Annotated in this window: 20 protein-coding genes; 15 read left to right on the top strand and 5 right to left on the bottom strand. The window is 55.9% G+C overall.

All coding sequences use genetic code 11. The features are described from left to right. Nucleotides 1-27 precede the first annotated feature (27 nt). The gene (locus P6287_RS20780; RefSeq protein WP_277975280.1) at nucleotides 28-942 is read right to left on the bottom strand and encodes an alpha/beta hydrolase; all 915 of its coding nucleotides are present in this window, start codon (nucleotides 940-942) and stop codon (nucleotides 28-30) included. A 169-nt stretch (nucleotides 943-1,111) separates the two neighbouring features. On the opposite strand from P6287_RS20780, the gene P6287_RS20775 reads away from it, so the two are divergent. Further along, nucleotides 1,112-2,029, top strand: a complete 918-nt coding sequence (locus P6287_RS20775; RefSeq protein ID WP_277975279.1) for a DMT family transporter — start codon at nucleotides 1,112-1,114, stop codon at nucleotides 2,027-2,029. 2 nt (nucleotides 2,030-2,031) lie between these two features. Here P6287_RS20775 and P6287_RS20770 read toward each other — a convergent pair whose 3' ends face one another. Then, a complete protein-coding gene (locus tag P6287_RS20770) occupies nucleotides 2,032-2,919 on the bottom strand; it encodes a MurR/RpiR family transcriptional regulator (RefSeq protein WP_277975278.1) in 888 nt (295 codons plus the stop codon). A 196-nt stretch (nucleotides 2,920-3,115) separates the two neighbouring features. On the opposite strand from P6287_RS20770, the gene P6287_RS20765 reads away from it, so the two are divergent. The 4 genes from P6287_RS20765 (at nucleotide 3,116) to P6287_RS20750 (ending at nucleotide 7,809) form a co-directional block, all read left to right on the top strand. Continuing rightward, nucleotides 3,116-5,245, top strand: coding sequence for a TonB-dependent siderophore receptor (locus P6287_RS20765; RefSeq protein ID WP_277975277.1), 2,130 nt, complete (start codon nucleotides 3,116-3,118; stop codon nucleotides 5,243-5,245). A gap of 40 nt (nucleotides 5,246-5,285) precedes the next feature. Then, nucleotides 5,286-6,395: an ABC transporter substrate-binding protein gene (locus P6287_RS20760; RefSeq protein WP_277975339.1), complete on the top strand. Its 1,110-nt coding sequence runs from the start codon at nucleotides 5,286-5,288 to the stop codon at nucleotides 6,393-6,395. A 116-nt stretch (nucleotides 6,396-6,511) separates the two neighbouring features. Then, nucleotides 6,512-6,664, top strand: coding sequence for a KGG domain-containing protein (locus P6287_RS20755; RefSeq protein ID WP_101761338.1), 153 nt, complete (start codon nucleotides 6,512-6,514; stop codon nucleotides 6,662-6,664). Between the two features lie 248 nt (nucleotides 6,665-6,912). Next, entirely contained in the window at nucleotides 6,913-7,809 is an 897-nt protein-coding gene (locus P6287_RS20750; RefSeq protein WP_101761337.1) for an SDR family oxidoreductase, read from the top strand. Between the two features lie 35 nt (nucleotides 7,810-7,844). On the opposite strand, the gene P6287_RS20745 is transcribed toward P6287_RS20750, so the two are convergent. After that, complete coding sequence (locus tag P6287_RS20745) at nucleotides 7,845-8,750, bottom strand: LysR family transcriptional regulator (RefSeq protein ID WP_277975276.1); 906 nt, start codon at nucleotides 8,748-8,750, stop codon at nucleotides 7,845-7,847. 147 nt (nucleotides 8,751-8,897) lie between these two features. Here P6287_RS20745 and P6287_RS20740 point away from each other — a divergent pair, with 147 nt between their 5' ends. Then, nucleotides 8,898-9,644, top strand: coding sequence for an SDR family oxidoreductase (locus P6287_RS20740; protein WP_110867182.1), 747 nt, complete (start codon nucleotides 8,898-8,900; stop codon nucleotides 9,642-9,644). Between the two features lie 39 nt (nucleotides 9,645-9,683). On the opposite strand, the gene P6287_RS20735 is transcribed toward P6287_RS20740, so the two are convergent. Beyond that, nucleotides 9,684-10,856, bottom strand: a complete 1,173-nt coding sequence (locus tag P6287_RS20735) for an ROK family protein (protein WP_277975275.1) — start codon at nucleotides 10,854-10,856, stop codon at nucleotides 9,684-9,686. Nucleotides 10,857-11,008: 152 nt separating this feature from the next. On the opposite strand from P6287_RS20735, the gene P6287_RS20730 reads away from it, so the two are divergent. Genes P6287_RS20730 through P6287_RS20715 form a run of 4 tightly spaced genes read left to right on the top strand, consistent with a single transcriptional unit; the run spans nucleotide 11,009 to nucleotide 15,844 of the window. Next, on the top strand, nucleotides 11,009-12,328 hold the full coding sequence (locus tag P6287_RS20730; protein ID WP_277975274.1) for an MFS transporter: 1,320 nt from the start codon (nucleotides 11,009-11,011) through the stop codon (nucleotides 12,326-12,328). Nucleotides 12,329-12,338: 10 nt separating this feature from the next. Then, nucleotides 12,339-13,982 (top strand): GMC family oxidoreductase N-terminal domain-containing protein, encoded by a 1,644-nt coding sequence (locus P6287_RS20725; protein WP_277975273.1) that lies wholly within the window; start codon nucleotides 12,339-12,341, stop codon nucleotides 13,980-13,982. Further along, the gene (locus P6287_RS20720) at nucleotides 13,975-15,054 is read left to right on the top strand and encodes a M24 family metallopeptidase (protein WP_277975272.1); all 1,080 of its coding nucleotides are present in this window, start codon (nucleotides 13,975-13,977) and stop codon (nucleotides 15,052-15,054) included. The genes P6287_RS20725 and P6287_RS20720 overlap by 8 nt, the downstream gene beginning before the upstream one ends. 10 nt (nucleotides 15,055-15,064) lie before the next feature. Beyond that, the gene (locus P6287_RS20715) at nucleotides 15,065-15,844 is read left to right on the top strand and encodes an SDR family oxidoreductase (protein ID WP_277975271.1); all 780 of its coding nucleotides are present in this window, start codon (nucleotides 15,065-15,067) and stop codon (nucleotides 15,842-15,844) included. A 47-nt stretch (nucleotides 15,845-15,891) separates the two neighbouring features. Here the strand turns inward: P6287_RS20715 and P6287_RS20710 are convergent, their stop codons facing one another. Beyond that, nucleotides 15,892-16,251, bottom strand: coding sequence for an NUDIX hydrolase (locus tag P6287_RS20710; protein ID WP_277975270.1), 360 nt, complete (start codon nucleotides 16,249-16,251; stop codon nucleotides 15,892-15,894). A gap of 128 nt (nucleotides 16,252-16,379) precedes the next feature. On the opposite strand from P6287_RS20710, the gene P6287_RS20705 reads away from it, so the two are divergent. The 5 genes from P6287_RS20705 to treY all read left to right on the top strand — a co-directional run bounded on the left by P6287_RS20705 (nucleotide 16,380) and on the right by treY (nucleotide 24,731). Continuing rightward, entirely contained in the window at nucleotides 16,380-17,129 is a 750-nt protein-coding gene (locus P6287_RS20705; protein WP_277975338.1) for a DeoR/GlpR family DNA-binding transcription regulator, read from the top strand. A gap of 60 nt (nucleotides 17,130-17,189) precedes the next feature. Beyond that, entirely contained in the window at nucleotides 17,190-18,080 is an 891-nt protein-coding gene (locus P6287_RS20700; protein WP_277975269.1) for an oxidoreductase, read from the top strand. 200 nt (nucleotides 18,081-18,280) lie between these two features. Then, nucleotides 18,281-19,720: a glycine betaine/L-proline transporter ProP gene (gene proP, locus P6287_RS20695; RefSeq protein WP_101761326.1), complete on the top strand. Its 1,440-nt coding sequence runs from the start codon at nucleotides 18,281-18,283 to the stop codon at nucleotides 19,718-19,720. Between the two features lie 743 nt (nucleotides 19,721-20,463). Continuing rightward, the gene (gene treZ / locus P6287_RS20690) at nucleotides 20,464-22,248 is read left to right on the top strand and encodes a malto-oligosyltrehalose trehalohydrolase (protein WP_192412794.1); all 1,785 of its coding nucleotides are present in this window, start codon (nucleotides 20,464-20,466) and stop codon (nucleotides 22,246-22,248) included. Continuing rightward, nucleotides 22,245-24,731, top strand: a complete 2,487-nt coding sequence (treY, locus tag P6287_RS20685; RefSeq protein ID WP_277975268.1) for a malto-oligosyltrehalose synthase — start codon at nucleotides 22,245-22,247, stop codon at nucleotides 24,729-24,731. The genes treZ and treY overlap by 4 nt, the downstream gene beginning before the upstream one ends. Nucleotides 24,732-24,741 lie beyond the last annotated feature (10 nt).

Genomic DNA, 24,741 nt, shown 5'->3' with positions numbered 1-24,741 from the left:
TAGTCGCCAGACATGGCGACCTGACGTTTAATTAAAAAACTCACCCAACGCCTCTGCCAGCGCCTGCGGTTGCTCATCCGGAATGAAGTGACCGCAGTGTGCGATCTTAATTCCTGTCACATCCGCAGCGAATTCACGCAATGGTAAGGCCATATCCGGAATCGAACCCTGATCGGCGCTGATCGCCAGTAACGGCAACGCTAATTTGCCGCGTTCTTTCAGCAACGCACGGTTTTGCGCCGCCGAAACCGTCACTTCACGATAAGTCGCCATTCCGGCGCGTATCGCGCCCTTCTGCTGTAACAAACGGGTATATTCCGCCATGTCCTCATCGCCAAACACCATCGGACTGGCCGCTTTGCGTTTCAGGAACCATTCGAGATAGATCGCTTCGCGCCCTTCTATCAGCGCCTCCGGCAAATCCGGTAATAGATGGAATGCGAAGTGCCAGGTTTTCCACGCTTTATCCGGCGTCGCGGGCAGCGATTCTGGCAACGTCACGCCAGGAATACCGGCATCAAGCAGCGCCAATTTCTTCACCTGATCGCTAAACAGCGTGGCATACGGCCAGGCAACCCACGCGCCGACGTCGTGCGCGGCGAGGTAATAGCTTTCATGACCCAATTGCTGCATCAAGCCCTGTACATTCTGCGCCAGCGATGTGGTGTCGTAGCCGCTGAGCGGTTTATCTGAGTCGCCTTGACCGGGTAAATCCGGCGCGATGATGAAATAGCGATCGCCCAGCAGCGCCATCACCTGGCGCCAGGCGAACCAGCTTTGCGGAAATCCCGCCAGAAGCAGCAACGTTTCTCCATTTGCATTGCCGCCGCTGACGTAGTGCAAACGCACGCCGTCTACCGTGGCGTAATGATGGGAAAATCCGTCTAACGCGTTGAATGGCTGTGTCCAGACCTGTGCGTGCTTGATAACTGATGCTGACATTTTCGCTCTCCGCGCATTTAGGAAATGATCAATTCCTAAATACTACCTGATGATTGCGCTACCTGGGAATATTTCTGCAAAGCGGTAATCAGTCGCCGTTAATAGCGGCCCGACGGAGCGGGTTATTTGCTATTCTGTGCGCGACTCCTTCTTAACAATTGTGAAACTTATGCGAACATCGGATTTGTTGCGGCTGCTGCTTTTAGCGGGGATTTGGGGTGCCAGTTTTCTGTTTATGCGCATTGCGGTACCGGCGCTGGGCGCGGTGAACACCGCGTTTTTACGCGTGTTTTGCGGCATGTTGGGTTTATTGATCATTATGGCGGTGATGCGCATTCCACGTCGCTTTGAGGGCAAATTAGGTTGGGCGATGCTGCTGGGCGTTATCAACTCAGCGATTCCGTTCCTGATGTATTGTCTGGCGGCGCGCGTGCTACCGGCGGGCTATTCCGCAATTCTTAACGCCACCACACCGTTGATGGGCGTAATCATTGGTGCGGCGTTTTTCGATGAAAAACTGACGAGCACCAAAGTTCTCGGCATGATAGCCGGATTCAGCGGCATCATTGTCATCAGCACCACCGGCGAAGCGCATCTGAGCAGCACTTTAATCGGAGGGATTTTGGCTTGCCTGGTCGCCACCGCCTGTTATGGATTTGCCGGTTTCCTGACCAAGCGCTGGATTGGTGCACGCGGCGGACTGGATGCCACCAAAGTGGCTTTTGGCAGCCAATTGGGTGCATCGCTGTTTTTACTGCCAGTCTTTGCCTTTAGTGCACCGCAAACGCCCGCCAGCAGCTGGCAAATCCCGGAAGTATGGGCTTCTATTTTGGCGATTGGGTTTATCTGTACCGCGCTGGCCTACATTATTTATTTCCGCCTGCTGGCCGATATTGGCCCGCTGCGCACGCTGACCGTCACTTTTATGATTCCGCCGTTTGGGATCTTATGGGGCTGGTTAGTGTTGGGCGAGCAGCTCAATCAGGGCTTTATCGGCGGTTCGCTGCTGATTGTCTGCGCGGTGTGGCTGGTGACCAGCAACGGCTTAGGCAAACGCGCCGCTGTAAACAGCAGCGCCAGCAAATAGCGTTACTTTTTGCCGGATGGCTTCAGCGATCGATTGAGATCCTGAATACGCTTCATGGTTTTTACCGTACGCGATGAGGTCGCGGAAGCCACCGACAATATCAACATCTCCAGACACACCAACACCGTTCCGTGCAGCGGCATGCGACCATTCTCGCCGCCGCGCGGCACGTTAATAATGACATCCGCCTGTTTAGCGAAAGCCGAATCAAGCGCATTAGTGAGCAAAATCATCGGCATGCCGAGACGCTTCGCCTCTTTCAGCGCGGTCATGCCTTCACGATGCGCCGACTTCTGCGCCATCATAATCAGCACATCGCCGCGTTGCAGCCCAATCAGCTGTTCCGCCAGCGCAATCCCAGAGCGATTGAGCGTTACCGCCGGAATACCAATGCGCGTGAACAGACGCGCGCTGTAATCCGCCAAAATCCCGGAGGCATTAATGCCAAATAGCGCCACCTGACGCGCGTCAATCAAGTGCGTTACCGCTTTGGCGACGGCTTCACGATTGTGCGGTTCAGACAGCGCATCGCAGGCATGTTTATGGCCGCTCAACACAAAATCGATGCCGGAATTGATATCGCACGACAGTTCGCTGACGGTGGCGCTCATCTTCTCTTCAGAGTTCATCGCCGGTCCAAACCAGGCGTTTAACGTGGTTTTTAAATCGCGCAAACCGGCAAAACCTAATGCCTGCACCGCGCGCACCACCGTCGCATCCGAGGTGTTAGTGGCCCTGGCAATTTCCAGCGCCGTGGCATCCAACACCACCTCGCGATGGTCGTGGATGTACCGCGCCACCGCTTGCAGACCGGATGATAAAGTTGGTGCGCGCAACCGATATCGTTCACCCAGCACATCCACACGACTTTTAATGCTATTTCGACTCATCTGCTGATTGCTCTTTAAAGTGTGAGAGTTTTACTGAAGGTTTGTAGTGAATTACCCACTTACTACTTAGAATTAAGATGTAAGCCAATGAATTTATAATAATAAAAATGTAACAGCTTCGTAATCATTTCCATTTACTACTACATTACAACATGGTTGAATGATTCTCAATTGCATTGCACTAGGTTAATAAAGAATGAATAACAACAAGCCGTCGGCTTTTAAATCTCAACGCCATCCCGCCATTCTGGCTGCGATTTACGGCGTCAGCATTTGGGGTTCCACCAGCAGTTTTGCCGCAGAGGAGAGCAACACGCTCACCGTTTCGGCGCAGGAAGATAGCGCACAAGGTTACAATGTCACTAATAGCGCGATCGGCAGTAAAACCTCTACGCCGCGCATTAACCAGGCGCAGTCGGTCAGCGTGGTTACGCAGCAGCAGCTGGAGGATTATCAGGCGTCGAGCCTTGCCGACGCGATGCGTTTTGTCAGCGGCGTTACGGAAGGCAACACGCTGGCCGGCACCGAAGATGGCTTCGTGCGTCGCGGCTTTGGCAGCAACTCGGATGGTTCGATCTATCGCGATGGCGTGCGCAGCAGCCAGGGTTTGAACTTTGATGCCACCACTGAGCGCGTTGAAGTGTTGAAAGGCTCCGCATCGCTGCTGTACGGCATCCAGAATCCGGGTGGCGTAATCAATGTGATAAGCAAAAAGCCGCAGTATGAGTGGCACAGCAAAGTCAGCGGCCGAACCTCCAGTGAAGGCGGTGGCGCGGGCACGGTGGATGTCACCGGACCGCTTGGCAACGGCTTCGCCTTCCGCCTGATTGCGGAGAAACAGAATCAGGATTACTGGCGCAATTTCGGCAGCGAAAAGCACACGCTGATCGCGCCCTCGCTGCAGTGGTTTGGTGAGCAAGCCAGCTTCCTGATTAGCTATTCAGATTATCAGTACGACATTCCTTACGATCGTGGCACCGCATTCATCAACGGTAAGCCGCTGGATATGGGCTACAAAGATCGTCTGGATGACAAAGCCAACCATGCATGGGGCCACAACAAAACCCTCAACGCCCATTATGACTGGCAGTTTAATGATGACTGGAGCACGCGCGTCACGCTCGGCTGGAACCAGCGTCAATACGATAATAATGAAGTGCGCGTCACGGCGGTCAATGCCAACACTGGCGTGGTGACACGTCGTGCCGATGCCAATCGCGGTTTTAACCATAAAACCAAATACGTTACGTGGGACGTGATCGGCTCACAGCAAGTGTTTGGGATGACGCACGATCTGGTGCTGGGCACCGATTACGAGATGATCCAAACCTATCGCGCGCATCAGTATCAGGGCAAAGCCAACACCGGTTTCAACTTCACCGATCCGCAGTACGATATTCTGTCGCCTGTTACCAACAGCAGCACCGAAAACAGCGCCAATGCCAATAACCTCAACCGCACGCACAGCCGTTCAATCTATGCCAAAGACAGCATCAGCCTGACGGAAAACTGGATTGCAGTGCTGGGCGGACGCTATCAGCATTACGAGCAACGCGCCTCGAAAGGTTTTGATCCGGTGGTGCAAACGCTGGACAGCGAAGGCAACAAATTCCTGCCGCAGGCCGGTTTGATCTACAAAGTGACGCCGGACGTTTCGCTCTACACCAGCGTGAGTAAATCCTTCACTCCATCGACCGATGTTGATGATGATGGCAACGTCGGTAAATCGGAACAGGGCACCACATGGGAAGTCGGCAGCAAGTGGCAGATTTCACCGAAGCTGTTTGCCAGCGTCGCGCTGTATCGCATCAACGAGCGCGATATGTCGCTAAGCATTAACGGCACCACGCGCGCCATCAATATAGCGCGCTCCAGCGGCGCGGAATTTGAGTTAAATGGCGAAGTGCTGCCGGGCTGGGATCTCAGCGCCAACTACAGCTATGACAAAGCCGAGATCGTGGATGACGGTGTTAACGCGGCTAATAACGGCAATCGCCTGCAGAATGCGCCGCGCCACGCAGGCGCGCTCTATCTGAGCCATAATCTGGCGATCTCCGGCATTCCGGGCGATTTCCGCGTAGGCGGCGGTGCGCGCTATGTGGGAACGCGCGCCGGCGATCCGGAAAACAGCTTTACCCTGCCCGATTATGTGGTAGCGGACAGCTTTGTCGCCTGGAACAACCAGTTGTTTGGCGAGAAAACCCAGCTGAAGCTCAATCTGAATAACCTGTTCAACAAACATTATTACCCCTCCAGCGGCGGCAATCTGCGCGTGCGTGAAGGAGAAACCCGCAACCTGATGCTCGAGGCCAGCGTTGAATTCTGATTCGATAGTTGTACGACGTGCGCCAGGCTTGTCCGGCCCGATGTTGGTGGTGCTGGCCTGTTTTCTGCTGGTGCTCAGCAGCGTGGCCTCAGCAAAAACCATCACCGATATCGACGGCAATCGCGTTGAGATCCCCGATCGTCCGCAGCGTATCGTGCTGGGTGAAAGCCGCATGCTGTATACGCTGGCGTTACTGGAGCCTGGCGATCCGTTTCAGCACATTGTGGCGTGGCCGCAGGATCTGAAGAAGTACGACAGCCAAACCTGGAACAGTTTTGCCCGTCACTTTCCCCAGATGCTGAAAATCCCGTCGCTGGGTGCTGGCGGGCCGAACGCCATCAATCCCGAGCAGATTCTGGCGCTGAAACCGGACGTGGTGATTTTGCCGAGTCTGGCACGCTACGATGATGCCGACCTGCGCCTTGTCACCATGCTGAAAGCGGCGCACATTCCGGTGGTGAAGATCGATCTGCGCGTGCATCTGCTGAAAAACACCCGCCGTAGCGTGGAGATATTTGGCGAAGTGCTGAATCAGCAGGCGCGGGCAGAAGCGTTTAATCGTTTCTACCAGCAGCATATGCAGGTGATTCATGATCGCTTAGCCAGCTATCAGGGCGCGAAACCGTCGGTGCTGCTGCAACTGCATCTTGGACGCCGTAACGAATGTTGCGTGACGGCGATCAACGGCAGCCTCGGCGAATTACTCAACGCAGCGGGCGGCGACAATATCGCCAACAAAACCCAGCACGGCGTGTTTGGTCGCCTGAGTGAAGAGAGCGTGATTGCCGCTCAGCCGCAGTACTATTTTGCTACCGGCTTTGGCGATAACGCCTCGCAGGGCTTACTGAAATTAGGGCCAGACGTGGCACCCGAAACCGTGCTCAGCAGTTTCAGACAGCTCACCGCGCAGCAAAACGGTTTACGCGAATTATCAGCATTGAAAAATGGTCACTCGGCGGTGATCTGGATGAATTTCTACCTCAGTCCGTGGCACATTGCGGCGACAGAATTTATGGCTAAAACACTCTATCCACAGCTGTTTGCGGACCTGGAACCCGAAAAGACCCTGCAGCAGATTTTTCGTGATTTCTTACCGATTCCTTATAGCGGCACTTATTTTATTAACATCCCGCCAGCGAGCAATAAATAATCACTTCCGCTCCGCTTGTGATTAATCCGAACCTCGCTAATCTTAAATTGCAGCACGGGCATGGCGTTGAAGCCCTTATTTCCGCCATGCAACAACAACTCACGAGAGGATGTTTTATGGCTGAGCATAGAGGCGGTTCCGGTAATTTTGCTGACGATAAAAAGAAAGCATCAGAAGCCGGTAAAAAAGGCGGAGAAAAAAGCGGTGGTAGTTTCAAAGATGACCCCGCTAAAGCATCAGAAGCAGGTAAGAAAGGCGGCAAGAAGTAGCCAACCATGTTTTAAATAGCACATAGCACCTTGGAAATCCGCCAGGGCACGGACGCCCTAAGCATTATCCCCTTCTGCAGTCGCACCTCGATAAATATTGTTAATTACCTCACGTTACTGCTGCACTTTTTAACCCCCTTTCGTTTACCGTTTCGTCTTAATAAATCTGATTGCTCACTTTCTAACGTGACAAACATCACATTTATGCCAGGCTTAGTTTATTCACCTCATGCGACAAGGAGATATATATGACATCGCAAACCACAAATAAAACCCTTATTACTGAAACGTATCCGGTTCCGCCATTTAAAAAGCAGACGCAACCGATGCCGGGTTTGGCGAGCAAAATGGATCCCCGTCCCGATCATGGTGAAACCAGCTATCGTGGTACCGGTAAATTGACCGGTCGTAAAGCGCTGATCACCGGTGGTGATTCCGGTATTGGCCGCGCCGTGGCAATTGCTTATGCCCGCGAAGGTGCTGATGTCGCCATCAACTTCCTGCCGGAAGAAGAGGCTGATGCGGCAGAAGTGGTAAAACTGATTGAAGCCGAAGGCCGCAAAGCGGTGGCGATTCCGGGTGATATTCGTTCGGAAGAGTTCTGTCAGAAGCTGGTGGATCAGGCTGCTGAGCAGCTTGGCGGATTGGATATTCTGGTGAATAACGCCGGACGTCAGCAGTTTAATGAATCCATCCTGACACTCTCTACTGAAGACTTTGACGCCACCTTTAAAACCAACGTTTATGCGATGTTCTGGATCACCAAAGCGGCGCTGAAATATCTGCCAGCTGGGTCGTCCATCATCAACACCTCGTCGGTGCAGGCGTATCAGCCAAGCGCGATCCTGCTGGATTATGCGCAGACCAAAGCGTCGATTGTCGCGTTTACCAAAGCGCTTGCGAAACAGCTGGGTGAAAAGCAGATTCGCGTCAACGCGGTTGCGCCTGGCCCATACTGGACCGCGCTGCAGGTGAGCGGCGGACAACCGCAGGAGAAAGTGGAGAAGTTCGGTGAATCCGCACCGCTGGGTCGTCCGGGACAACCTGCTGAAATCGCCCCGCTGTACGTCACGTTTGCCGATGTGAAAAACAGCTTCACCTCCGGCCAGGTGTGGTGCTCTGATGGCGGCACCGGCACGCTGTAATCATCTTTGGGGTCGCTATTCGTGGCGACCCCGCTCTACCCGTTCAATCGCCCAGGAAATACGTCCCTCAGCCATCCGATAAATACCCGTAATCGCTGCGTAAGATGACGATTCTGTGGATAAACCACATGAAACGGATAATTCCCCGGCCGCCACGCCGCCAGAATCTCAACCAATTTCCCTGCCTGTAAATCTGCTGCCGCTGCATAGCGGAAGGTCTGAATAATCCCTAAACCCGCAACCGCTGCCGCCAAATGCGCGTTACTTTCATTGACGCCAATCCGATGCTCACTCTTAATCTCAAGCCGCTCTTCGCCCTGGGTAAAACGAAACGGAAACGCCCTGCCGCTCTGCGGTGACAAATAGCTCACCATGCGATGCCCATTTTTCAGCTCCTGCGGATAAGCCGGTACGCCATAGGTTTTCAGATAGCCCGGCGCGGCGCAGGTAATCATCTCCGCATCCCCCAAATGACGCGCCACCAGCGACGAATCGCTAAGCGGACCGCCGCGTATCACGCAATCGACGTTACCGCTGATCAAATCCACCGCGCGATCCGCAACGCCAAGATCGATACGAATGTCCGGATAGCGGGCAATGAAATCGGGCAGCGCCGGAATCAACACATCGCGCGCGGTTGAGCCGCCAATATCAATACGCAGATAGCCGCCAGGTTTGGCGCTTTCCGCATTAAACGAGTGATCGATATCTTCCAAATCGCGCACGATGCGCAGCGCTTTTTCATAGTAATCGCGCCCTTCTGGCGTCACCGTGACGCGCCGCGTGGTGCGTTGCAGCAAGCGAACGTCGAGATGCGCTTCCAGTTCCTGCACCAGTTTGCTCAGCGTGGCATTCGGCATATCAAGAGAATCTGCCGCTCGCGTAAAGTTGCCCGCTTCGACGACGCGCGCAAAGGCCTTTATCGCCATTAACTGATCCATGCTGTTTTCCGCCGCCTTTAATTATCCACACATAGAAATAGTCATTTCGATTTTACACCATTTATCAGCAAACGCCGTGAAGATAGATTGCTTCTCATGCACTGCAACGCAGTCATCAAAACCTCATCACCCATTGGAGAAGCAAACATGAACGCACTCAACGGCAAAATCGCATTGGTAACCGGCGGCACAACTGGCATTGGTCTGGCATCCGCGCAGGAGTTGGCGACACAAGGCGCACGCGTGTTTATCACCGGTCGTCGTCAGGCGGAGCTTGATGCGGCAGTCGCCAGCATCGGTGCCAGCGCCAGCGGTATTCGCGCTGATGCTGCGGTGCTAAGCGACCTCGACAACGTTTACGCAGAAATCGCCAAACAAGCGGGCCGCCTCGATATCCTGTTCGCCAACGCCGGTGGCGGCGACATGCTGCCGCTTGGCGCCATCACCGAAGAGCATTTTGACCGTATCTTTGGCACCAACGTGCGCGGCGTGCTGTTTACCGTGCAGAAGGCGTTGCCACTACTGAGTGACAATGCCTCGGTGATCCTCACCTCGTCCACCACATCGGTTCAGGGTACTGCCGGATTCAGCGTATACAGCGCCAGTAAAGCCGCGGTGCGCAACTTTGCCCGCTCATGGGCGCTGGATGTGAAAGATCGCGGTATTCGCGTTAACGTTGTGAGTCCCGGCCCGGTGCGCACGCCAGGTTTGGGTGGTTTGGTGCCGGAAGATCAGCAGCAAGGATTGTTTGATGCGCTGGCGGCGCAGGTGCCGTTAGGTCGTCTTGGCGAACCTGACGAAATTGGCAAAGTGGTGGCGTTTTTAGCGTCCGATGCGTCCAGCTTTATTAACGCCGCTGAGCTGTTCGTCGATGGCGGTATGGCGCAGGTCTGAAAGCTATTTTGTAGGTCGCCATTTATGGCGACCACGCTCTCAAGCCGCACTCGGTTCGGCCTCCACATACAAATAACCAATCCCCAGCACCTGCCGCGCCCGATCCAACTGACCAAAATGCACATTGGTGCCTTTGCTTTTCAACGCATCACGCGGATCGAACGGATTGAAATCGATCTGCCGCACAATGGTCTGCAACCAACTTTCACCAAAGGTACAGCTGCGACCATATAACCAAATCTGATTAATATTCAGCGTGTTGAGAAAATTATATAAGCTCATACCAATCGCTTCGGCGGCGCGCTGTGCCCACGCTACAATCCAGGGTTCGCCCGCTTGCCACGCTTGCAATAACTGCGTGCTGCTGGGCTGCGGCGCTTCGGGATCGCGCTGATGAGCCGCCTGTTTTAAGGTGCTGAGTGAGGCCACCGTTTCCAGACAACCCTGACGGCCGCAACTGCAGCGCTGACCGTTCGGCTCAATGATGGTGTGGCCGATTTGGCCGCTGCCGTACAAATTGCCGCGAAAAATCTCACCGTTGATCACAAATGATGAGCCGATACCGTAATCCACATTGATGACGCAGAATTCGCTGAGCGCATTGCGATTTAACCACTTCTCAGCCAGCGCCAGCATCACGCAATCGTTATCTACACGCACTTCCACGCCGAGCTTCTCCTCCAGCAGAAATTTCAACTGCAACGGCGTTTTCCACGCGGCCTGAGGCATATGCTGTGACACACCGGTGACCGGATCGACCTGACCATGCACTGCCAGCGCCAGATTAATGCGTCGCTTCGGCCACTGTTTGCAGGTTTTCCGCCACACCGCCTCAATCTCACTGAGCAATGCTTCCGGCGTTTCCGCTTTGATGGCGACTTGCTCAAATTCTCCCTGCGCTACCAGTTGCGCATCGGCCAGTTGCCGTTCAATGCTGCTCGGCTTGACGCATAAACACAGCGTCCAGGCTCCGTTGGATGGCAGCTGAAAACTGCCGTTGCTGTTACCGCGTGCGCTCATCAGCGCCTCAGAGTGTTGCAGTTTTCCTTCATCCAGCAGCGCCTGCAAAATTTTGCTGGTAGCCGGAATGGTTAAGCCGCTGAGGAGTGCCAATTGAGATTTACTGAGTTGCTTATGCCGCCACATCAGCGACATAAACAGCGCCTTATTATGTTTTCGCACCTGCAAATTGTTCAAACCAACCGGCTTCATTTTGTCTCCATTACACCCCATCCGCCCCGTTTACTAAACAGAGTTTACTGTCTTTTGTGATGGTTTCGCCATCCTCTTCACTACCGTTGCCTTAAAGTTCGTGCTCATCCCAATAACAAAAAAATATCCTCACCTCTCAAGAGACATTGAACATGACAACATCACCTGCAAACCATCCGTGGCTGATCCGCCTCGGTATTCCACCCGCGCTGGCCTGGGGCTACGTCGCTGTATTGCTGTTTATGATTGGCGATGGCGTGGAGTCGAACTATCTCGCGCCTTACCTGCATGAAAATGGTTTCTCACTCAATATCGCGGCGGCGGTGATCGCCTTCTACGGCGTCACCGTTACGCTCGGTTCTTGGCTGGCCGGTTCGCTCTCCACACTCATTGGCCCGCGCAAAGTGATGCTGGCAGGCGGTATGATCTGGATTGTGTTTGAAGTACTGTTCCTCGCCATCGCCTTGCCTTCCCATAGCGTGGCCTTGCTGGCGTTAACGTACGGTTTGCGCGGCGTCGCCTACCCCATGTTTGCCTATGCGTTTCTGGTGTGGATTCAGGCCGCCGCACCCGCCGATATGCGCGGTTCAGCAACCGGTTGGTTCTGGCTGGCGTTTACCGGCGGCTTGCCCACGCTGGGATCGCTGGTGGCGATCTTCTCAATACAGTTGATTGGTGAATATGCCACGTTCTGGCTGTCGCTTGGGCTGGTTGTGTTGGGGTTGCTGGTCATGGTGATCGCGCTGAAAGAACGCAGCGGCTATCAGTCGTTGCTCGATGAGCAACACCGTCAGCAGAGCGTTGCGCGCACGCTGATGGGCGGCATCGATATTTTGTGGCGTGAACCGCGCATCGCCGCCGCTGCTGTGGTACGCATTATCAACACCACGCCTTACTTCGGCTTCTTTATTTTCCTGCCGGGCTTTTTCACCGAGCAGATCGGATTTACGCAAACCGAATATCTCAGCCTGATCACCATCATGGGCTTAGTCGGCATGAGTTTTAACCCGATTGTCGGCAAGCTCAGCGATCGCATCGGCTGGCGCAAGGTGCTGACGGTATTTGGTGGACTCGGCTCCGGCATCTCAATGCTGCTGATGTATTTTGTGCCGCAGTGGAGCCACGGTAGCTTTGTCCTCAGCGTCATCTGCGCGTGTTTATATGGCATCACCTTGTGCGGCTATGTTCCCGCTGCCGCGCTGTTCTCTTCCCTGTGCCAGCCAAAAGATAAAGGCAACGCGATGGCGATTTACTGCTTTGCTGCCGGGCTTTCCACGTTCTTTGGCCCTGCGCTGTACGGTGCCTTCAACGCGCTGTTTGGCACCTCGGGCGTAGTGTGGGGTTACGCCGCTTTGTACCTGATCAGCGCCATTGTTTCCTGGTGCTTCCTGCTCAGCCCGCTTGATCCCGGCGAGCAGCATAATCCCGAGGCGCAGCGCCTGCGCCGTTTAGATTCTGTCGCTTCAGAGTAAAGAGAGAGCCATGAAAGAGTTTGATTACATTGTGGTGGGCGGCGGCAGCGCCGGTTGTATCGTCGCCGCCAGGTTAGTCACGGAAGGCAACGCGCGCGTGCTGCTGCTGGAAGCCGGGCGCGATGAGTATCACCCGGTGCTAAAGATGCCCGCAGGTTACATGAAGTTTCTCGCCAGCGACAAATTCCTCACCATGCACCAGACCGAGCCGCAGCCACAGCTCAACGGACGCGGCGTGATTGTGCCGCAGGCGAAAGTGTTAGGCGGCGGTTCGACGGTCAATGCGATGGTGTATATGCGCGGCCATCGCCAGGATTACGCCGACTGGAACAGCGCACTCGGCAATCAGGGCATCGACTGGTCGTGGGATGCGCTGCTGCCGCACTTTACCGCCATCGAGGATAACGATCATCTCGGTGCGCCCCATCACGGCGTCGGCGGGCCAATGAAAGTGTCGCATCTCGGCCACTTCAGCCCTCTGAGCCGCGCTTATGTGAAAACTCTGCAGGGATTGGGCATTCCTTACACGCCGGATTTCAATACCGGCAATCCGTTTGGCGTAGGCTTTATGCAGCACACCATTAACGGTCAGACGCGCCAGCGCTGCAGCGTGGTGGATGCCTTTATTACGCCGCTGCGCCATGACGCGCGCTTGACCCTCGTCACCGGCGCGCAGGTAGAGGAGATTTTGTTCGAGGGCGCAAATGCCAGCGGCGTACGCTACACACAGGATGGCCATCCGCAACGTGCCTGCGCGCGTAAAGAGGTGATTCTGGCTGCCGGTGCCTATCAAACGCCGAAGCTGCTGATGCTCTCCGGCATCGGTCCACAAGCCCAGCTAAAACAGCATGGCATCACGCTGCGTCAGCATTTGCCGGGTGTCGGCAAGAATTTGCAGGATCACTATGAAGTGCCGGTGGTGGCCAGCACCAACGGTGCGTTTGGCTATTACGGCCAGGATCGTGGCTGGCCGATGGTCAAAGCCGGCTTGCAATATATGTTGTTCAAAACCGGTCCGGTCACCACCACCGGCGTGGAAACCTGCGCCTTCTTTGATCCGCTCGATTTCAGGGCCACGCCAACGATTCAGATGTTTTGCGTGCCCACGGTGTATCTCGACCGCGACGTGATGGGCGCCGATCCCGGCCATGGCGTTACCGTCAATTCGCTGCTGCTGCGCCCCAAAGCGACCGGCGAGGTCACGCTGCGCGATAGCAGCGCCAGCAGCTTGCCGATTATCGATACGCAAATCTTTGGTCATCCCGACGATTTGGCGCGCACCATCGCCGGTTTCCGTTTTGCGCGTAAGGTCATCACCGCGACGCCCATCGGCGCGATGGTGCAGCAAGAGATCTTCCCCGGTGCAGAGATTACTTCAGATGAAACTATCGTCGAACACTGCAAACGCATGGTGAAAACCGGCTATCACCCGGTCGGCACTTGCCGCATGGGCCACGATAACGATCCGCTGGCGGTGTTACACGACGACCTGCGCGTGCGCGGCGTTAACCGCCTGCGCGTGGTCGATGCCTCAATGATGCCCAACATTATCAGCGGCAACACCAATGCCATTGTGATGGCAGTGGCCCATCGCGCCGCTGAACTGATGTTGCAGAGGCAGCAGAGCGAGAAAAAGGAGCACGCTTATGAGTGAAAAATTATCCCGCCTGCAGCGCGTACTTGCCTCCTGGCAACTCGATGGTGTGCTGCTTACCCGGCGCGATAACATCGCCTGGCTGACCGAAGGTGCCAGTTTTTACGTGGTGGAACGCGCCGAAGTCGGCGTGGCCAGCTTGCTCATCACGCAGGACAAGGTTCTACTGCTCGCCCCTGAAAATGAGATGCCGCGTATCCTCGCCGAAGAATCGCTGCCGTTTGCCTGTGAAACGCTGAGCTATCCGTGGTTTCAATCGTTAAATACCCTGTTGCCTGAGGGCAAATTCGGCAGCGATACGCCGCAAAACGGCATGTCTGATATTCAACAAGCGATGGTCGCACTGCGACAGGGCCTGAACAGCAGCGAACAGCAGCGATTTAGAGCGTTGGGGCGCGAAGCCGCGCAGATTGTTGAAGGTGTGGCGCGCCAGCTACAAGCGGGCGTGACGGAATGGCAAGTGGAGGCCGAGATTGTGGCAGCCTGTCTGGCACGCGGTATTCGTCCGATGTGCACCTTAGTGGCGGCCGATGAGCGTATTAGCGCGTTCAAACATCCGGTGCCCACGCAGAAAAGGCTGCAACAACACATGCTGATCACGCTCGGCGCCGAGCGCCACGGGCTGCACGTGAGCCTGACGCGGTTAGTGCATATCGGCGAACCTGGTCCCGCGTTACGCCAGCACCTCAACACCTTGTGCCAGATCCACGCCGATATTCTCTGTGCAACGCAGCCGGGCCAAAGCTGGTCAACGCTATTTCAGGCAATTAAAGATGCCTATCAGCGGCACGGACATGGCGATGCGTGGCGCGATCATCATCAGGGCGGCCCGGCGGGTTATGGTTGCCGCGACGTGATCCTAACGCCAGATACGCGCGGCGATATTCACTCTGATATTGCCGTGGCGTGGAATCCCACGCTCAGCGGCGTAAAAAGCGAAGATACCTTTTTACTTACCGCTGAGGGCTGCGAAGCCTTAACGCGCAGTGGCGAATGGCCAATGATTACTGTGCAGCACGGCGAGCGCACGTTGTACTTCCCAGACTGGCTGGCATTACCGGCATCTTCATAAGGAGGCGATTATGTCATCACGATTAGCTAATAAAACCGCGATTATCACCGGTGCTGGCAGCGGCATAGGCAGCGCAATCGCTACACTGTTTGCGCAACAAGGTGCTCGCGTGGCGCTGTTCGATCTTGACGGTGAAACCACCGAAGCGCTGGCGGCAGAGTTGCAGCAGCAAAGTGGCCAACACTGTATTGCCTATAGCGCAGATGTCACGCAACCCGAGGAGGTGCAGCGGGGGGTGAGCGAAGCGCAGCAAGCGCTGGGCCCGATTGATATTCTGATCAACTGCGCGGGCGTGAATGTGTTTCGCGATCCGCTGGCACTGGAAGATGACGACTGGCAGCGCTGTATGGAGGTCAATCTGAAAGGACCCTACAACCTGATCCGCAGCGTGCTGCCGGGCATGCTGGCGCGCCAGTACGGCAATATCGTTAACGTCGCGTCGGTACATGGGCACAAAATCATTCCCGGCGCGTTTCCCTATCCGGTTGCCAAGCACGGTTTGATTGGCCTCACGCGTTCGCTGGGCGTGGAGTACGCCAGCCAGGGCATTCGCATTAATAGCATTTCTCCGGGTTTGATCATGACGCCCGCCGCTGAAGCCTGGCTGGCAAGCTGTCCCGATCCGCAAGCCGAGCGTGAACGGCAGGCCGCTTTGCTACCGTGCAAACGAATTGGTGAACCGCAGGAAGTGGCATATACCGCGCTATTTCTCGCCTCGGACGAAGCGCGCTTCATCAATGCCACCGATATCCTGGTTGATGGCGGACGCAGCCAGATCTATCACGAGTAATAAATGATATTTTTATCGGGTCGCCATTCATGGCGACCACGCTTAATCTAACTCTCAATCACCGGAATCTCATCCAGTTGGGTAAAGATCGCCATCCCCCGCTCCTTGCCAATCCGCACATCGTTATCAGCCCCCTGCGACGCGCCCGGAATGCGTAAAATAGCATCGCAACAGTGAATCAAACGATGCGCCACCGGATAGAGAAAAGATTCACTGATTTCATCGCCAATTGTCTGCGAACCTGCGGCGCTCGCCAGCGGCAACGCCAGCCACTCACCAATCACCGGCGTATGTCCGCGCTGGTAGACCTGCAGGGCAATCTGGTCTAATTTCTTAATGTTTTCATGAATTAACACTTCATTGCCATTGGTGCCGCTGCGTACCGGTCCTGCGATAAGAATTAACATTGGGCTTCTCCAGAGGTTCGATGTTTAAGGCTCGCGTTTTTTTGCACGTTTGCCCGATTCTTGATGACAAAATCTACGCTAACATGCATAATCGTGCAGATACAAGCAAAAACATGAATGAGAAAATGATGCTCTCCAGCCAACGTAAACAGCACATCCTCGCCATTCTGGCCGAAGAAAAACAGGTGATGTCGAGCGAGCTCAGCCAGCGTTTCGCGGTGTCGGAAGACTCAATCCGCCGCGATCTGCGTGAGTTAGCCGCCGAAGGATTATTGCAACGTGTACACGGCGGTGCGCTGCCGGTTTCTGCCGCTATCGCACCGTTTGAAACACGCAAAAGCGTGCAGATTAGCTCTAAACGCCTTATCGCGCAGAAAGCGGTCCAGCTAATCCAGCCCGGCCAGGTCGTGATTATCGATGGCGGCACTACCACCGCCGAGATGGTGAAATTGCTGCCGCCGGACCTGGCATTTACCGTGGTGACGCACAGCCCAGGCATCGCCGTGGCGCTGGTGGATTATCCGCAGGTTGACGTGATCATGATTGGCGGCCTGCTCTATCGCCATTCGGTGGTGGCGGTGGGTGCGGCGGTGCTGGAAGGCATTGCGCGGATTAATGCCGATCTGTTCTTCATGGGCGTGACCGGGGTGCACAAAACGGCGGGATTAACCACTGGCAACTACGAAGAGGCCGGGGTGAAACGTGCGCTTTCCGCACGCGCGGCGGAAACGGTGGTAATGGTGTCGAATGAGAAGCTGAATTCCGCTTCGGCGTTTGCCATCGGCGAATTATCACTGGCCAGCACCTTGATCGTTGATGCTCAACCCGATGACGAAATGTGCCAACTGCTGCGGAAAAAGCACATAACTGTGCTGTAAACGGCTATTCTTCGCTGCTGAAGAAACGTTCTGCCACTAGATAATCAGGAGCTTAATAAGATGTCTGAGAATCCCACCATCGCCCTTATTGGACCGGGCGCGATTGGCACTACCATCGCGGCAGCGCTGCATGAAGCTGGACGCACGCCCACGATTTGCGGGCGTACCGCACATCCGCAGCTGGAGTTGCGTCACGACAGCGGCAAAATTATTGTTCCCGGCCCGGTGCTCACCAATCCCGCCGAGATCGCGCAACCGTTCGATCTGGTGTTTGTGGCGGTGAAAACCACCCAGGTTGAGGATACCGCGCCATGGCTGGCGGCGCTGTGTGATGAAAATACCGTGGTGTGCGCGCTGCAGAATGGCGTGGAGCAGAAAAGCCAACTCGCGCCCTATGTCAATGGCGCGATCGTGCTGCCGTCGGTGGTGTGGTTCCCGGCCCAGCGCGAACCGGACGCCTCGGTGTGGCTGCGCGAAAAGCCGCGCCTGACACTGCCGGAAACGCCGCACGCTGAGTTGGTGGTTGCGGCACTGCGCGACACGCGCTGCGCGGTCGATCTCTCCGCCGATTTCCTGACCATTGCCTGGCGCAAACTGCTGCAAAACGCGGTTGCCGGTTTGATGGTGCTGTCGAATCGTCGTGCGGGCATGTTCCAGCGCGACGACATCAGTGCGCTGGCGCTGGCCTATTTGCAGGAGTGCCTGACGGTAGCACGCGCTGAAGGTGCCGCGTTAAAAGATGAGGTGCCGCAGGAGATTGTAGAACGCTTCCACCGCGCACCGACTGATTTAGGCACCTCGATCCTTGCCGACCGCCAGGCCGACCGTCCGCTGGAGTGGGATATCCGCAACGGCGTCGTGCAGCGTTATGGTCGGGCGCGCGGTATTCCCACGCCAATCAGCGATGTGATTGTGCCGCTGCTGGCGGCCGGTAGTGAGGGGCCGGGCTGATTATCTACATTCACGGTCGCCATCCATGGCGACCTCCCTCAACCGTCCCATCTACCCGTGTTTTATCCTGCCAACTTGCGAGATGTTAAAATCTTTACTAGGGTTTGCGCTTCTTCTGCCTCTTATAGCTTTCTTTTCCATTTATGAAATTACGGCTGCGAAAGCTATAAGATCGCGCCATTTTCTCAACTGGGGAATTTATGAGCACAGGAACGGATACAACACACTCAGCCACAGCCAGTGGCTTAACCGTTGATGACATCACCGTTATCGACAACAAATTGCTGAAACGCGCGGTCGGTGCCGCCGCATTGGGTAATGCGATGGAGTGGTTTGACTTCGGCGTTTACAGCTATCTCGCCGTGATCATTGGCCAGGTCTTCTTCGCCGATGCCAGCGCTGCCGCGCAGCTGATCGCTTCGTTCGGTACTTTCGCCGCGGCGTTTTTAGTGCGCCCGATTGGCGGCATGGTGTTTGGTCCACTCGGCGACCGCATTGGACGTCAGAAGGTATTGGCGTTAACCATGATCATGATGTCGATCGGTACGTTCTGTATCGGTCTGATTCCGAGCTATGCCAGCATTGGTATCGCTGCGCCGATTCTGCTGCTGTTGGCGCGCTTGCTGCAAGGGTTCTCCACCGGCGGTGAATATGGCGGTGCCGCGACCTTTATCGCGGAATACTCCACCGACAAACGTCGCGGCTTTATGGGTAGCTTCCTTGAGTTCGGTACGCTGGGTGGCTATCTGCTGGGCGCCAGCCTGGTGACAGCAATGATCGCTTTCTTACCGCATCAAACCATGATGGATTGGGGCTGGCGTGTGCCGTTCTTCCTCGCCGCGCCGTTGGGTCTGTTCGGTTTGTATATCCGCTTAAAGCTGGAAGAGACGCCCGCGTTTAAAGATCACATGGATAAGCGCGAAGAGATGGAGCACAACAAGCCGCGCCTGAGCGTGTGGCAGATGCTGCGCGATCAGCGTAAACCGCTGCTGAAATGTATTGGTCTGGTGCTGTTGTTCAACGTCTCCAATTATATGCTGACCGCCTATATGCCGAGCTATTTAACCGGCGTGCTGGGAATGAGTGAATTATCCGGCCTGATGTTGGTGATGGTGATTATGTTTATCATGATGCCGCTGACGTTAATGTGGGGTTATCTCACCGACCGCATTGGTCGCCGTCCGGTGATTGGTTTAGGCGCGTTGGGCTTAATCGTGCTGGCGATTCCGAGCTATATGTTGATTGGTTCCGGCAATATGCTTTTGGTGTTTGCCGGACTGGCGATTCTGGGCTTATTGCATACTTGTTTCAGCGGCACCATGCCGGCAACGTTACCGGCGCTGTTTGTCACCGATATTCGTTATAGCGCGCTGGCAATTGGTTTTAACTTATCGGTTTCGCTATTTGGTGGCACCACGCCGCTGATTACCGCCTGGCTGGTGGATACCACGCACAATAATCTGATGCCGGCGTATTACATGATCGGTGCCGGGATTATTGGTTTGCTGACGGTTTTAACCTTGAGTGAAACGGCCCGCAAACCGCTGAAAGGTTCATCGCCTGCGGTGGCAACAGAAGCGGAAGCGCATCGTTTGATCGATAAATTGCGTAAACGCAAGGTCAAGCATAAACCGGCTTAGGTTCGAGTCGGCATTAACAAGGGCCGCAGTCCTGCGGGATTTAAAGCGATTTTGAGTTAAGAATACGCACGACTGCTGCAGCGCGGATGTCGCCTCAACATCCACGTTGCAGCAACTATGCATTAACCTGACTCACCATCGCTACAAACCCCGTAGGGTCGCCATTCATGGTGACCTGGTGCGCATCAATGCGCACCCTACGAAAAACACGTTCGGGCACTGCCATCACAGACGGCGCTGTTGCGCGCCATCCGCAGCGCCGAGCGCAGAGTGACGGCCAGGATGAGCCGACAGGACGTCGGCGAAAGCGCGGCATGAGCCAGGAAGGCGAATCCGCGCGGTCCGTCAGGACGGAGCGATAAGCGAGGGAATAGCGAGGACGGCGCAGGCGCGGATTGCTAAGGTCCGCGCCTTCGGACCTTAGCCCGGCCGCCTGCTTCCAGCATTCTGAAACTACCAGATGCTTAGCGGGCGGAACCCCTGCGATGCCAGCGCGCTGCACATCTGACAAACATCACGCCTTTTTGGCGACCTCATCTAACCGAAGCGTAAAAATCCCCCGCTTATTCGATAATTTCTTAAACCCACCTGAAATCCTCTCGCGCGCGCCAGAAAACGCCAAAATATCGACTATGATTTGTTGTCCGACCTAACTTTCATCCCAAATTATTTATCGTTTTCAGCCAGTAGCGAATCGCTTGATGTCGTCCATTGCCCCTGCGTGGGCTAAACGAGGCAATTGAATGGAATTCAGATCATTTGAAAAATCCTGGGGCGCTGAAATTCTTGCTGATGACAGCGTCCGTTTTCGTGTTTGGGCACCAGGGCAGCAGCACATCACCTTAAGACTTGCCGATAACGACACCGCCATGCTCGACGCAGGCGACGGTTGGTTTGAGCTGCAAGTCAGCGGCGTGGCGCCCGGTGCAGAGTATAACTTTGTGCTGGACGATGGCACGGTGGTGCCGGATCCCGCCGCGCGTGCGCAAAAGGCTGATGTTAACGGCCCTTCACTGGTGGTCGATCCGCAAAGCTATCGCTGGCAGCACACCGAATGGCAAGGTCGTCCATGGCATGAAACGGTGGTGTATGAAATGCACATCGGTACCTTCACGCCCGAAGGCACCTTCCAGGCGGCGATAGCTAAATTGCCGTGGCTGGCCGAATTAGGCATCACGCAGCTGGAAGTGCTGCCGGTGTCGCAGTTTGGTGGCAATCGCGGTTGGGGCTACGACGGCGTGCTGCTCTACGCTCCGCATGCGGCTTACGGATCGCCGGATGATTTCAAAGCCTTTATCGATGCCGCGCACGCGCACGGTTTGTCGGTGGTGCTGGATATCGTGCTAAACCACTTTGGCCCGGAAGGCAACTACCTGCCGCTGCTGGCGCCGGCGTTTTTCCACCAGGAACGCATGACGCCGTGGGGCGCAGGCATTGCATATGATGTCGATGCTGTGCGGCGCTACATTGTCGAAGCACCGCTCTACTGGCTGCAGGAATTTAATCTTGATGGCCTGCGTTTTGATGCCATTGACCAGATTGAAGACAGCTCCAGTAAGCATGCGCTGATTGAGATTGCCGAACGCATCCGTCAGGAAATACCCGAGCGCCCTATTCATCTCACCACCGAAGATTGCCGCAACGTTATCTTCCTGCATCCGCGTGACAAACAGGGCAACGCGCCGCTGTTTACCGGTGAGTGGAACGATGATTTCCACAACGCGGTGCACGTGTTTGCAACCGGTGAAACTCATGCCTATTACGAAGATTTCGCCGACGTGCCGGAGAAGCTGGTGGCGCGAGTGCTGACTGAAGGCTTTGCTTATCAGGGCGAACTTTCACCGCAGAGTGGGCAGCGGCGCGGCGTGCCGAGCGCCAGCCAGCCGCCGGTGGCGTTTGTTGATTTCATCCAGAACCATGATCAGGTGGGTAACCGCGCGCAGGGCGATCGTTTGCTCAGCCTGGCGGGCAGCGATCGCACCAAAGTGCTGCTGGCGACGCTGCTGCTGTCGCCGCATATTCCGCTGCTATTTATGGGCGAAGAGTATGGGGAAACGAATCCTTTCCTGTTCTTCACCGATTTCCACGGCGATCTAGCCAAAGCGGTGCGTGAAGGGCGCGCGAAGGAGTTCACCGGGCACGCCGGGCATGACGAAGAGGTGCCGGATCCCAACGCCGAGCAGACCTTTGCCCGCTCAAAACTTGACTGGGATAAGTTACAAACGCCTGAAGGCCAGAGCTGGCTGGCGCTCACGCGCGAGCTGCTGGCGCTGCGTCAGCAATATATCGTGCCGCTGCTGGCCGATGCGGGCGGCAACAGCGGCAAGGTGCTCGCCACCGCTGAAGGCTTTGTGGCCGTCAGCTGGCATTTCCCACAAGGCGAACTGTCGCTGGCGCTGAATATCGGCAAGCAGACGCAACCTTTACCCGCCACGCCAGGTCGCACGATTTTCGCCTGGCCGCAAGAAACTGAAGCATTATCACAAAACGCCATCGTGGTGCGTTTGGATCAGGGAGCAACAAGATGAGTATTCCAACCGCGACGTATCGCATTCAGTTTCGCAACGGCATGACGTTTGATCGCGCCGCGGCGCTGGTGCCCTATCTGCAACGCCTTGGCATCAGCCATCTTTACGCGTCGCCGATATTTAGCGCCACCGCCGAATCCACCCACGGTTACGACGTCATCGATGCCAATGAGATCGAACCGGCGATTGGCGGCCGCGACGGCTTTAATCGTCTGGTTGAGGCGTTGCAGGACGCGGAGATTGGCTTGATTCTCGACATCGTGCCAAACCATATGGCGGCCTCGCTGGAGAATGCCTGGTGGCGTGATGTGATCGAGTATGGCGAGAGCAGCCGCTATGCCAATCATTTTGATATCGACTGGACGCGCCGCCTGACGCTGCCGTTTCTCGGCGACAGCTTCGAGAACGTGCTGGAAAACGGTGAGCTGAGCATTAAAGCGCATCCGCAAACTGGCCATCCCGCGTTGGCGTATTACGACAGCTTTTACCCGCTGACGCCCGCCAGCTGGCAGGATCGCGCCGACGAGGTGCTGGCGATGACTGAAGCCAAAGCGATTGCTGAACTGCATGAGCAGCAGCCGTGGCGTTTGATGAGCTGGCGCGATGCACGCAGCGAGCTCTCTTATCGCCGCTTCTTTGAGATCACCGGTCTGGTCGGCGTGCGCGTTGAAGATGAAGCGGTGTTTGCCGATTCCCACCGGCTGATTCTTGAACTGGTGCGCTCGGGCGCGGTCAGCGGCCTGCGCGTCGATCACGTTGATGGCCTTGCCGATCCACAAGGCTATTTGCGCCAGCTGCGCCAGGCCACCGGCCCGGATTGCTATATCACGGTAGAAAAGATCCTCGCCGAAGGGGAAAAGATCCCTGACGATTGGCCGATTTCCGGCACCACCGGCTACGAATTTATTGCCGCGCTGTCGCACGCGCTGGTGGATGATTCGCAGATCGACACGCTGCATCTCGCCTATGAAGCCACCACCGGACAACGCAACGACGTTGAAGGCGGACTGCGCGTGGCGCGTGAATTGATGGTTGACCGCAATTTCGCCGGTGAGTTTGCGCGTCTGCTTAAGCTGGCGACGCAGATTGCCGGTTCCGAACATCGCAACCTTGGCGAAGCGGAACTGCACGTCGCACTGCGCGAAATCCTCATCGCCTTCCCGGTGTATCGCACCTACGGCCAGCAGGACGGCATGCCGCTTGAGGGCGAAGAGCTGCTGCAACAGGTGCTGGAAACGGTGAAAAACAGCGCGTCGCCAACGGTGTTGAGTTTGCTGCAGGCGATGCTGCTGGGCGCGGTTTCTGAAGAGAGCGAAAAAGACGCGCACGAATTCCGCATGCGCTTCCAGCAGCTGACCGGACCGCTGATGGCGAAATCGGTGGAAGACACGCTGTTCTTCCGCAATCACGTCGCGTTAGCCATCAATGAAGTGGGAGCAGAACCGCTGCCGCACGCCTTCTCGCTGGCGCATTTCCACAGCGAGATGCAAACGCGGCTGCAACAGCAGCCCGATGGCATCTCTTCCACCTCAACCCACGACACCAAACGTGGTGAAGATGCGCGTGCGCGGCTGTATACGCTAAGCGAAGCACCCGCGCTGTGGGCGGAACACGTAGCGCGCTGGCGGCAGATTAATCAGGCGCAGGTAGTGGAACTGGACGATGGCGCCGCACCGGAACCGGCAGTGGAATGGATGCTGTATCAGGCGTTAGCTGGCGTGTGGCCGACCACCTTGCAACCGCAGGATGCCAGCCAGCTCGAAGAGCGCTTTATTCCTTTTGTCGAAAAAGCGTTACGCGAAGCCAAACTGCGTACCGACTGGGCAGAGAGCAACGAAGCCTACGAAAAAGCGGTGCTGGATTACGCGCGTCATCTGCTTTCACCGGCCAATCAGTTGTTCCTCAGCGATTTCAGCCACGCGTTGCAACCGTTTATTCAGGCCGGATTAATCAACAGCCTGACGCAAACGGTAATTAAACTCACCGCGCCGGGCGTACCGGATATCTATCAGGGTAGCGAAGCGCTGGATTTCAGCCTGGTCGATCCCGACAACCGCCGCACGCCGGACTTCGCGCTGCTGGAGCAGCAACTGGAAGAGTCTTCTTCGCCCGACTTCAACGACGCGCAAAACTGGCTGAGCGGCAAACTGAAACAACAGGTGATTGCACGCCTTCTGCATCTGCGTCGCGATTATCCGCAGCTGTTCCGTGTGGGCGATTATCAGCCGTTGGACGTCAGCGGTGAACATCAGGAGAAAGTCATCGCCTTTGCGCGTCAGGACAGTAACCACGCGCTGCTGGTCATTCTGCCGCGCCTGAGTTTTGACAACGCGCAGTGGACGCAAACCGAAGTGGTACTGCCCGAGTCACTCGCCCATCGTCACTATCGCAACTTATGGAGTGGCGAAACCGTGACGATTGGCGATTACATCGCGCTGGATGAGGCGGCCTCAAGTGCGCCGTTAGTGCTGCTGAGCAGCTGATGCATTACCC

Origin of the sequence: Pantoea sp. X85 (genome assembly GCF_029623675.1) — a bacterium.
In the GTDB taxonomy this organism is placed as follows: domain Bacteria; phylum Pseudomonadota; class Gammaproteobacteria; order Enterobacterales; family Enterobacteriaceae; genus Pantoea; species Pantoea leporis.
Note: the sequence above shows the minus strand (reverse complement) of the source record. Positions and strands in the feature narration are given on the sequence as shown.

Excerpts from the sequence above, each read along its gene's own strand:
- P6287_RS20755 (WP_101761338.1), top strand. The coding sequence starts at position 6,512 with ATGGCTGAGCATAGAGGCGGTTCCGGTAATTTTGCTGACGATAAAAAG.
- P6287_RS20725 (WP_277975273.1), top strand. The coding sequence starts at position 12,339 with ATGAAAGAGTTTGATTACATTGTGGTGGGCGGCGGCAGCGCCGGTTGT.
- P6287_RS20705 (WP_277975338.1), top strand. The coding sequence starts at position 16,380 with ATGCTCTCCAGCCAACGTAAACAGCACATCCTCGCCATTCTGGCCGAA.
- P6287_RS20750 (WP_101761337.1), top strand. The coding sequence starts at position 6,913 with ATGACATCGCAAACCACAAATAAAACCCTTATTACTGAAACGTATCCG.
- P6287_RS20780 (WP_277975280.1), bottom strand. The coding sequence starts at position 942 with ATGTCAGCATCAGTTATCAAGCACGCACAGGTCTGGACACAGCCATTC.
- P6287_RS20760 (WP_277975339.1), top strand. The coding sequence starts at position 5,286 with ATGTTGGTGGTGCTGGCCTGTTTTCTGCTGGTGCTCAGCAGCGTGGCC.
- P6287_RS20765 (WP_277975277.1), top strand. The coding sequence starts at position 3,116 with ATGAATAACAACAAGCCGTCGGCTTTTAAATCTCAACGCCATCCCGCC.
- P6287_RS20770 (WP_277975278.1), bottom strand. The coding sequence starts at position 2,919 with ATGAGTCGAAATAGCATTAAAAGTCGTGTGGATGTGCTGGGTGAACGA.
- P6287_RS20745 (WP_277975276.1), bottom strand. The coding sequence starts at position 8,750 with ATGGATCAGTTAATGGCGATAAAGGCCTTTGCGCGCGTCGTCGAAGCG.
- P6287_RS20720 (WP_277975272.1), top strand. The coding sequence starts at position 13,975 with ATGAGTGAAAAATTATCCCGCCTGCAGCGCGTACTTGCCTCCTGGCAA.
- treZ (WP_192412794.1), top strand. The coding sequence starts at position 20,464 with ATGGAATTCAGATCATTTGAAAAATCCTGGGGCGCTGAAATTCTTGCT.
- P6287_RS20710 (WP_277975270.1), bottom strand. The coding sequence starts at position 16,251 with ATGTTAATTCTTATCGCAGGACCGGTACGCAGCGGCACCAATGGCAAT.
- P6287_RS20735 (WP_277975275.1), bottom strand. The coding sequence starts at position 10,856 with ATGAAGCCGGTTGGTTTGAACAATTTGCAGGTGCGAAAACATAATAAG.
- P6287_RS20715 (WP_277975271.1), top strand. The coding sequence starts at position 15,065 with ATGTCATCACGATTAGCTAATAAAACCGCGATTATCACCGGTGCTGGC.
- P6287_RS20730 (WP_277975274.1), top strand. The coding sequence starts at position 11,009 with ATGACAACATCACCTGCAAACCATCCGTGGCTGATCCGCCTCGGTATT.
- proP (WP_101761326.1), top strand. The coding sequence starts at position 18,281 with ATGAGCACAGGAACGGATACAACACACTCAGCCACAGCCAGTGGCTTA.
- P6287_RS20740 (WP_110867182.1), top strand. The coding sequence starts at position 8,898 with ATGAACGCACTCAACGGCAAAATCGCATTGGTAACCGGCGGCACAACT.
- P6287_RS20700 (WP_277975269.1), top strand. The coding sequence starts at position 17,190 with ATGTCTGAGAATCCCACCATCGCCCTTATTGGACCGGGCGCGATTGGC.
- P6287_RS20775 (WP_277975279.1), top strand. The coding sequence starts at position 1,112 with ATGCGAACATCGGATTTGTTGCGGCTGCTGCTTTTAGCGGGGATTTGG.
- treY (WP_277975268.1), top strand. The coding sequence starts at position 22,245 with ATGAGTATTCCAACCGCGACGTATCGCATTCAGTTTCGCAACGGCATG.